The sequence below is a fragment of the Aquirufa beregesia genome (assembly GCF_011090385.1).
GTDB classification, from domain to species: domain Bacteria; phylum Bacteroidota; class Bacteroidia; order Cytophagales; family Spirosomataceae; genus Aquirufa; species Aquirufa beregesia.
The window spans coordinates 1-256 of record NZ_SEWW01000057.1 but is presented as its reverse complement, the minus strand read 5'-3'; the positions used below and the strand labels follow the sequence as shown (position 1 = coordinate 256).

The following is a 256-nucleotide window of genomic DNA, read 5'->3' as shown; positions in this document are numbered from 1 at the left end:
CAAGCTCCCTTTTGCTATTGCACTCTACGCACGGTTACCAAGCGTGCTGAGGGAACCTTTGAAAGCCTCCGTTACTCTTTTGGAGGCGACCACCCCAGTCAAACTACCCACCAAGCAATGTCTCCCATATAGGGATTAGAATTCCAGTACAAGAAGGGTGGTATTTCAACGTTGGCTCCCCGATGCCTAGCGACACCGGCTCATAGCCTCCCACCTATCCTACACATCCAGTACCAAAACTCAATGCTAAGCTATA

Annotated in this window: 1 rRNA gene; it reads right to left on the bottom strand. The window is 50.0% G+C overall.

The features are described from left to right. A 23S ribosomal RNA gene (locus EWU23_RS14475) occupies positions 1-256 on the bottom strand; the annotation flags it as partial.